Origin of the sequence: Paenibacillus sp. E194 (assembly GCF_000935845.1) — a bacterium.
In the GTDB taxonomy this organism is placed as follows: domain Bacteria; phylum Bacillota; class Bacilli; order Paenibacillales; family Paenibacillaceae; genus Paenibacillus_B; species Paenibacillus_B alvei_B.
The window spans coordinates 1-7663 of the sequence record NZ_JMDX01000254.1; the positions used below are offsets into that span (position 1 = coordinate 1).

Consider the following 7663-nt stretch of genomic DNA (forward strand, 5'->3'; position numbering starts at 1 on the left):
GTGGCACAGGTGAACATTGCCCATGGCAGCCACCTCGTCCGGCTCAACCTCTATCCATATGAACTCCTTATGCGCCGATTGATGAAGTGGATACCGGCTCAAAATACTGTGCCCCTCATCATAGTAATAGTTCAGCTTGCGAGCGAGTGCAGGAAGCTGTCCATCTGCTTCTTGTATGCCGATCACATCCGCTTCTGCGGTTCGAATGGCTTCCGCAACCTGATCAATCGATGTACTGCCTCTCCAGATATTGAATGTCATCACATTTAGGTTACGCCCGCTCTTCATTTCTTGAACAAACGCATCACCCTTGTCCCTTATCAAATGAATTCCCTCCCCAGCCAAGTAACGCTCATTACGAACCCCCCTAACGTGTAGTTATATGAACCGCTTCGGATGAACATGACAAGATGCATAGTTCTATCACTGACATTCTCCTTAACGCTCGATTCCCCTTCCTGTCCTCTAGGAGAACAAACAAAAAAGCCGCTGAATGCTCAGCGGCTCAAATTCGTAACCATCATAGATGGAATGTTCCATTACGCATAGGGTTCTGCTAGACAGTACTCGTCCTCCATATGGCGAATCCATTCTTCCAGCTCATCCAGCTGTTCGAAGGTTCTTACCGCAATAGGAGCACGGTTAGGTATGTCTCGCTGTAAGATGACAGTATCGCCCGCCATCATCCGTTCCCTTGCATGTCTATAGATTGTATCCACCTGTTTCCAATCCTTGTGTTCATAAGCGCTCCCAATCTGCGTGAGATCGATAGTGATATTCATACGCTATCCCTCCCTTGAATGGGTATGCCTTACAATATATAATATAACCTATTTTTCTCAAAACGTACCCAATTTTTAAAGATGGCCATCCAACTATACACCATCTGAATTCGCGCTCTGTTCCTTGCCACGAACTCGCTTCTTCCCGAATAGCGCTTTACTCCCTTGAATCCCCTTATCGACCAGGTTGTATATGCGCTTGGACTCCTTCGTTAAGAGCGGACCTAAGATCGCCAGCAACAATACATATAGCACGGCAAAAGATTGGACAACCGGAAGCAGCCCTCCAGCCTTGCCGATATTCGCCATAATAATGGAGAACTCTCCTCTTGAGGCCAATGTGAAACCAATGTTAATGGAAGCACGGCTCGATAAGCCTGCTGCGCGTCCTGCCAGCATCCCTGCGATGACATTCCCGATTATTGTCAAGATCACGGCGATAATCGCCATACCAACTGCTCCGCCCAATGTCATCGGGTCAATCGTTAAGCCGAAGCTGAAGAAGAACACAGCTCCAAAGAAATCACGGAAGTTAATCACATAATGTTCAATCCGCTTCACATGCTGGGAATCAGCAAGTACAAGTCCTACCAATAGAGCTCCAATCGCCTCTGCCACATGCAGCGTTTCCGAAAATCCAGCTACGAGGAACAGTGTTGCCATCACCAAAATAAGGAACAGTTCTGATGATTTCCCGTTCAAGATTCGATCAATGAACGGCATCGCCTTGCGGCCCAAAATAATGAATAACAAAATGAATACAAGTGCAGATCCCGTTGTCATCAGTACCGTTCCGAGGGATGCGCCCCCGCTAAGTACAAGACCGGACAAAATGGACATATGAATGGCGATGAATAAATCGTCAAACATAATCATGCCCATAATCACTTCAGTTTCCGGATTCGCCGTCCGTTTTAAATCGACCAATACTTTCGCTACTATCGCGGTTGATGAACTTGTCATAATCCCGCAAATGACCAGTGTCTCCGCAAGTGGCATTCCCATCAGCCATCCAATCAACAAGCCGGAGACGAAGTTAATCGCAATATAGGAAATTCCTCCAACCACGATGGATTTCCCTGATTTGAGCAAGCGTCCTACGGAGAATTCTAGCCCCAAGTAGAACAACAGGAACAATACTCCAATACGACCCATAAAATCAATAAAGACTGAACTCTCAATGAAACGGAAGTCAAATATCCAAAAGTGCGGCGCGTGCGGCCCTACCGCCATCCCGATTAGAATATAGAAAGGAATGACAGAGAAGCGAAGCTTCGTTGCAATAACGCCCACTAGTCCAATTAAAGCAATAGCTAATCCAACCTCGAAAATAATCGTATCCATAGTTCACCCCGTTTTCTGCTTATTCGCTTCCACTTAACAGCCAAGGCTTAAGCAGCTTAATATGTTGTCTTTCCCCTGCAACGACAAGCGTTGTATGAGCAGATAACACGACATCAGGTCCTGGATTGATTATTTTCTTATCTTTTTCAAGAATCGCTATAATCGTTGCCCCTGTCGTTTCACGTACTTTAATTTCTCCGATGCTCTTGCCAACGCAGGCTGCATGAGGCTCCACCTTGTACCATTCAATCATGAGGTCATCCAAGGCAACATTGACCGTCTCGAGTGCCTTCGGCTTATAGATAAGCCCACCAACGATAGCAGCAACTGCGCGCGCCTCATCATCTTCCAATGTCACCATCGAAATACTCTCTTCTTGATCCTGCTGATCAAAATGATACATCTCCCGACGTCCATCATCATGTACTATGATGACCAATTGATCTCCATTGCGAGCTTCCAACTGATATTTACGACCGATTCCTGGCAATTCTGTTTCTTTCATATTCAAATGAAATCCCTCCAACCGTCCATAGGTTTATTTTCCTCACATTGTGAAATAAGGAACTTTGTATACATGTCAAACACATCTTTCATGCAGCACAAAATAATCCATGTAGATAACGATTTTTAATGCCATAGAGAACATCCTGCACTGCTATTCCTTATTCAATTTCAAGTACAGTCTTGTAAATGAATGTAAGAGATTTATACTACGAACGTAGAGGTGAATTTGATAGGCATAAGAAATAAACGCTTCCGTATAACGAAGAAACAACTGTGGAGAAACCTAATAACAGGGGGCATACTAAAGATGAATGCCTTGAAGAAGAGAATAAACATCACTACAATCTTCTTCATAAATAGCTGCTTCATGGCAGAGGCATGCCGTGAAACTGGTATAAACTGCTTCTCATGGAAAGACTTCGCCAGCTTGGAGGGATTGTTCCAGTTGACGCGATCTTCTTCAACCATAAACGTGGGAAAAACCGAACACAAAAGCAGGAGGGCAACACACACAACACCAAGTATGCTGTTGTTCTTCCACTGCACACCCAATCTTGTCATATCGCACCCCCTGTCGTTAGTTAATTGTACATTTTTTATTAGAAAAAAGATTATCATGCAGATCTGTATCAAGCAAGAAAGATCGAACATCCATTCTCTGGATGAACGCGATTCCGCTTAACTGCAATGGTTCACTTCGATGCTCCAATCGACATTGCGCCAGATGATTGTGGATCCTTATCATCACCATGACTGTCCTGTTCTTCAAGATCTTCCTTCTCTTCATGAAACTCCACGCTCGATTGAGCTGTAATATAATCGAATAAACTAAACATGCCGATCATGACTGTGAAATAGATCGTTGCATCCTCCTCAGTCGTAGAAATGAGCGTTACTAGATACTACGCAGTACAAGTGGAAACGTTTCATTTTTTTCAGAATCATTCATGCGCCTAATTACGGAAGCCCCCATCTGAATGGATAATTTGCCCCGTAATCCATTCTGCTTCGTCACTCACCAGGAATGACACTAAGCGTGCTGCATCCTCTGGTGTACCAATGCGCCCTGTTGGGAACTTCGGTCTTAAGAAGTCCTGCACGAACGCTTCCATTCCGGAATCGGTCGGACCAGGATCGATCGCATTCACTGTAATATGATGAGATGCCAGTTCAGCAGCCAACGAAGTAGTGAAGGCGGATATTGCCCCCTTCGAAGCAGCGTAGGCCAAGTTGCCAGGCTGCGGTTCCTTGTCCTGCCCGGACACGAAGTTCACGATTCTGCCGCCCTCCTCCGCAGCCTCAAGCCGCTTCGCGAATTCCACTGATAACATCATCGTTCCTCTAACGTTCACGATACAATGATGATCGATAATCTGTGCCGTCACATGGTGATGGTCCACCTCTACACAATGTGTAGCATTGTTAATGAGGATCGTCGGTCTGCCTAGGCGATTCTCGACTTCATCCAGCAGCCGAACAGCAGCATTGGCATCGAAATAGTCGAGCTCCATATGCTGCACCCGAACCCCGTACTCCCTAAGCTCCTGTGCAAATTGCTCTGGCCAGCTTCCGTTCGCGTCCTCATAGCCGGTCGCCTTATCATATTGGCACAAGTGCGTAAAGAACACTTCGACGCCTTTCGCTGCAAGCTCTCTGCAAATAGCTGCACCAATTCCTCTAGAGCGGCTTGCTCCAGTTACAATTGCAATATTACGTCTGTTCTCGTTGTCCATATTTATCGTCTCCTTATGGGTAAGGAACGGCAATCGCAAGCGTATCGGAGATGCCCATGTACCAAAAAAAGCAGACACCCATGGCGTCTGCTTGGTCAGTTCATAACACTTAACCTTGCGTTCCTTGTAATGGGTATAAATAGACACACCTATCCCGTCATCGAATCTCGTTCGGAATGGTACGATCTATTCAGTTACGGCTCCATTACAAAGTCCACATATTAAATATGAATCCCCTCTCATACATCTCCTATGCTCTATAGTATGCCTATATTCGTAATATATCAAGGTTTTCTCGCCATCACCCGCCGCGGGCTGCACGTACTTTGCTTGGGATGAGCACTGTCAAAAAAGAGCCCGGCAGTATGCCGAGCTCCCATTCTCATGCTTTGTGTCATTACATCATGCGCCATTTTCAACTAGCGAACCAATCGCAGCCATACAATATCTCTTCCTTTATTGACCCCAATGCGCACGTTTGCTCCAGGATGAATACTCCGGAACTCCTCACCTTGAAGATCAGTGGATCCAGTCAAGCGGAATACTTCCTCACGATCCCCCGAATGAATCGTAAGCCGCTCTGCTTCTATGGCCTTGACACTGCCTTCATATTCTTGCACGACTACAGCCGCCTTGCCTGGCTCGATCATCGTGGAATTCACGAAGCCAATCGTAAATGCAGCGGTTCCACCAATGAGTACGATTACAGTTAGGACAATCCACATCCATTTTTTCATACGCAATTCCCCTTCTGACTGACTCGGTGCACATAACGGCTTTGCTCCATCAGCGTTTGCCTTCATTATAACATAGGCACCCATGTACCTCACCTTATCAATGACAATGGCGCTTATACCGAGTTCCTGATGTTTATCCTTGGGCAGAGTCAATCTGAGCAGGTTCGCCAAGCTCTAATACCGCCTGCTGCTCGGCAAGAATTCCTGTCATAATCGCTGCATACAATTCACCGATGACCGCACTGGATTCATTGAACGGCTCCAAGCCATCCATCGTCAATACACCGTACGTTCCAAGTGAAATGCAAATCAATGAGCGGTAGGGACTCTTCGATTCTTGATTGCGTTCCCAATCCTCGTCTTTCAGCACATCTGCACATTGGACAGTAACCTGCTTACGGAAGGAACGTCCCGCTACAGAGCGATCGATATGAAGATGACGCTGCCCAACATAATGGTTCGGGAAGCCAACCGAAGCAAGCTGTAGAATTAGTATGGGCTCCTCATACTTCCAAATGCCGCAGCGATGATGACCGCCTGGAGCGCACTTCATATCTACGGCGAGCATATCCAACATCCGCTGCAGCAGGAAGTTCGATTCGTGAAGAACAGCATACGGGTCTGCCATTCCCCGCAACCCATTAAGCGCATCAGCGAACGGCTTCATATTGCGCAGCGCGGACAGCATTTGAGAAGATGCATGCTCCGTGAGGCCTCCTGTCACTTGCAAATTGTCCACCTTATCCTGCAGCAGCTTCATTCGATCCTCCCGATTGAGCACCTCATGAATAACTTCGGTAAACTTCTTGTTAATATAGAGTGTTTTAATGAAATAAAACACCAATCCTGCCGCAATCACAACAGCAAAGAGCTGATATGACCATGCCGGCAGCTTGTCAAGCATCGCTTTAATGATCGCTTCCATATCGTCCCTCCTCTCTTACCTGTCCTTGGATCAAGAATATGACGGAGAATGAGCGAACATGCATTCTGCCTTTGATTTTTTTTCGAATATAACAAGAAAGAACCGTTCAGTCCTCCCTGATCAGGAAGCAACCGAACGGTTCTCTGTATCCCAAGCTTGTGCTTGATTATCCGTGTTGATGCCGAACTGCTGGTCGTACCGGGATGGAACGACTGCGTGTCGTGCCAATCTGTACCGTCCACGTAATTACCTTGCCTGCTATGCTGACAGCTAGTATCGTATACAGCGTGTCGACAAGCGGCAGGAAGAATAAGGACAGCAGCAATACCGCTATATCAAAAATAATAAATACTGTACCTATGCTTAAGTTCATCTTACGGCTCATAAATAGTGCCAGAATGTCATCACCGCCTGAAGCGCCTCCATGACGCAGCACGAGACCTGCTCCAAGTCCTGTCAACAATCCAGATAGAACAGCTGCAAGCACCATATTACCGCCTAGATTCATATTCCATGGCGAAAAGCGCTCGCACATCTCGTACGTTAACGAGAACACTCCTGTTGCAATTGCCGTATTCATAATGAATGTCCGACCTTTCAAAAACCAGGCAGCAATAAATACCGGAACATCCATGCATAACACGGTCAGCGCCGGCGACCAATTAAACGTATACTTGCCAAGCAGCGCTAAACCAACAAACCCGCCTTCAGCCAAATGATTCTGAAAATTAATGTGATAATAACTGAAAGCCAACAACATTGATCCTACCATCATCCAAAAAATCTTACGTAATTGTTCGTTCCCCATCTTCGTAACCTCTCGTTTCGTAATGTAGCCCTTCGACTAACCGAGAGGAGACGGATAGGGGTTCCTATCCTTCGAACCATCATAATTCACGCATCCTTCTCGTGTCAGTCTCCGTCATAGCGACAATTGACAAATCAACGAGAAGAAGCTAGATGTAAGAAAGATCATAACGTTTCCAGACTGTCCTTTGGGGTTTCATCCTTCGGGGACGCATTGGTATCCTGATCCTTTCTTGTTTTGTCTTTTGTATTGCTTTACTGATTGTATTATACCATAATGTATATTCCCTCTAAACCAATCCCATTCTGCAAATATCGCTGTCGTTCGGATTTATTTGCAATGAACTGCTCCGAGCTTGGCATAGTCCTAGTTAAGATCGATATCCTCCCTGATTTCCTCTGAAATACTCACAAATTGGACACTTTTACATTTCATTTTTCAATTTTGTCCTATTCGTTATTGCGTTCCTCTTCTGTTAATCATCTATTTTTTCATCATGTTCATAAAGCTATCATATTTAGTGTGCGCGAGATCACATTGTGACGAATATCACATCTATACAATAGCAGCATAAACACTGTGATGCCGCATGCATTTGTTCATAATCTACTGCGCATCATATGGTCGTCATTAAAAAGGAGGAAACTCTTATGTTACAACCTCGCACGATTGAAATTGTGAAATCTACAGTTCCTGTATTAGCTGAGCACGGCCCTCAAATTACAACACGCTTCTATCAGCTCTTGTTCGGCAATCATCCAGAGCTGCTTAATGTATTCAACCACGCCAATCAACGGCATGGCAAACAGCAGATGGCGCTTGCCAAT

At 45.6% G+C, this 7663-nt stretch carries 9 protein-coding genes and 1 pseudogene; 1 reads left to right on the top strand and 9 read right to left on the bottom strand.

Translation table 11 applies throughout. The features are described 5' to 3' along the window. From AZ66_RS24215 to AZ66_RS24255, 9 genes are all read right to left on the bottom strand, one after another. Positions 1-324: endonuclease/exonuclease/phosphatase family protein (locus tag AZ66_RS24215; protein WP_044357211.1), on the bottom strand; the 324-nt coding region annotated here is incomplete at its 3' end. Positions 325-539: 215 nt separating this feature from the next. Further along, positions 540-782 (bottom strand): hypothetical protein, encoded by a 243-nt coding sequence (locus tag AZ66_RS24220; protein WP_021262522.1) that lies wholly within the window; start codon positions 780-782, stop codon positions 540-542. A gap of 93 nt (positions 783-875) precedes the next feature. After that, a complete protein-coding gene (locus tag AZ66_RS24225) occupies positions 876-2126 on the bottom strand; it encodes a cation:proton antiporter (RefSeq protein ID WP_021262523.1) in 1251 nt (416 codons plus the stop codon). 19 nt (positions 2127-2145) lie between these two features. Beyond that, entirely contained in the window at positions 2146-2631 is a 486-nt protein-coding gene (locus tag AZ66_RS24230; protein WP_036621555.1) for a cation:proton antiporter regulatory subunit, read from the bottom strand. Between the two features lie 694 nt (positions 2632-3325). Next, entirely contained in the window at positions 3326-3478 is a 153-nt protein-coding gene (locus AZ66_RS31610) for a hypothetical protein (RefSeq protein WP_156160066.1), read from the bottom strand. A gap of 108 nt (positions 3479-3586) precedes the next feature. After that, positions 3587-4366, bottom strand: a complete 780-nt coding sequence (locus tag AZ66_RS24240; protein ID WP_044357212.1) for an SDR family oxidoreductase — start codon at positions 4364-4366, stop codon at positions 3587-3589. Between the two features lie 419 nt (positions 4367-4785). Continuing rightward, on the bottom strand, positions 4786-5103 hold the full coding sequence (locus tag AZ66_RS24245; RefSeq protein WP_156160067.1) for a hypothetical protein: 318 nt from the start codon (positions 5101-5103) through the stop codon (positions 4786-4788). Between the two features lie 133 nt (positions 5104-5236). Next, on the bottom strand, positions 5237-6028 hold the full coding sequence (locus AZ66_RS24250) for a hypothetical protein (RefSeq protein ID WP_021256625.1): 792 nt from the start codon (positions 6026-6028) through the stop codon (positions 5237-5239). Positions 6029-6194: 166 nt separating this feature from the next. Then, positions 6195-6836, bottom strand: coding sequence for a YitT family protein (locus tag AZ66_RS24255; protein ID WP_028531224.1), 642 nt, complete (start codon positions 6834-6836; stop codon positions 6195-6197). Between the two features lie 650 nt (positions 6837-7486). Here AZ66_RS24255 and AZ66_RS30925 point away from each other — a divergent pair. Then, positions 7487-7663, top strand: a pseudogene (locus AZ66_RS30925) (globin domain-containing protein); the annotation flags it as partial.

Excerpts from the sequence above, each read along its gene's own strand:
- AZ66_RS24245 (WP_156160067.1), bottom strand. The coding sequence starts at position 5,103 with ATGAAAAAATGGATGTGGATTGTCCTAACTGTAATCGTACTCATTGGT.
- AZ66_RS24220 (WP_021262522.1), bottom strand. The coding sequence starts at position 782 with ATGAATATCACTATCGATCTCACGCAGATTGGGAGCGCTTATGAACAC.
- AZ66_RS24230 (WP_036621555.1), bottom strand. The coding sequence starts at position 2,631 with ATGAAAGAAACAGAATTGCCAGGAATCGGTCGTAAATATCAGTTGGAA.
- AZ66_RS24240 (WP_044357212.1), bottom strand. The coding sequence starts at position 4,366 with ATGGACAACGAGAACAGACGTAATATTGCAATTGTAACTGGAGCAAGC.
- AZ66_RS24250 (WP_021256625.1), bottom strand. The coding sequence starts at position 6,028 with ATGGAAGCGATCATTAAAGCGATGCTTGACAAGCTGCCGGCATGGTCA.
- AZ66_RS24255 (WP_028531224.1), bottom strand. The coding sequence starts at position 6,836 with ATGGGGAACGAACAATTACGTAAGATTTTTTGGATGATGGTAGGATCA.
- AZ66_RS31610 (WP_156160066.1), bottom strand. The coding sequence starts at position 3,478 with ATGATCGGCATGTTTAGTTTATTCGATTATATTACAGCTCAATCGAGC.
- AZ66_RS24225 (WP_021262523.1), bottom strand. The coding sequence starts at position 2,126 with ATGGATACGATTATTTTCGAGGTTGGATTAGCTATTGCTTTAATTGGA.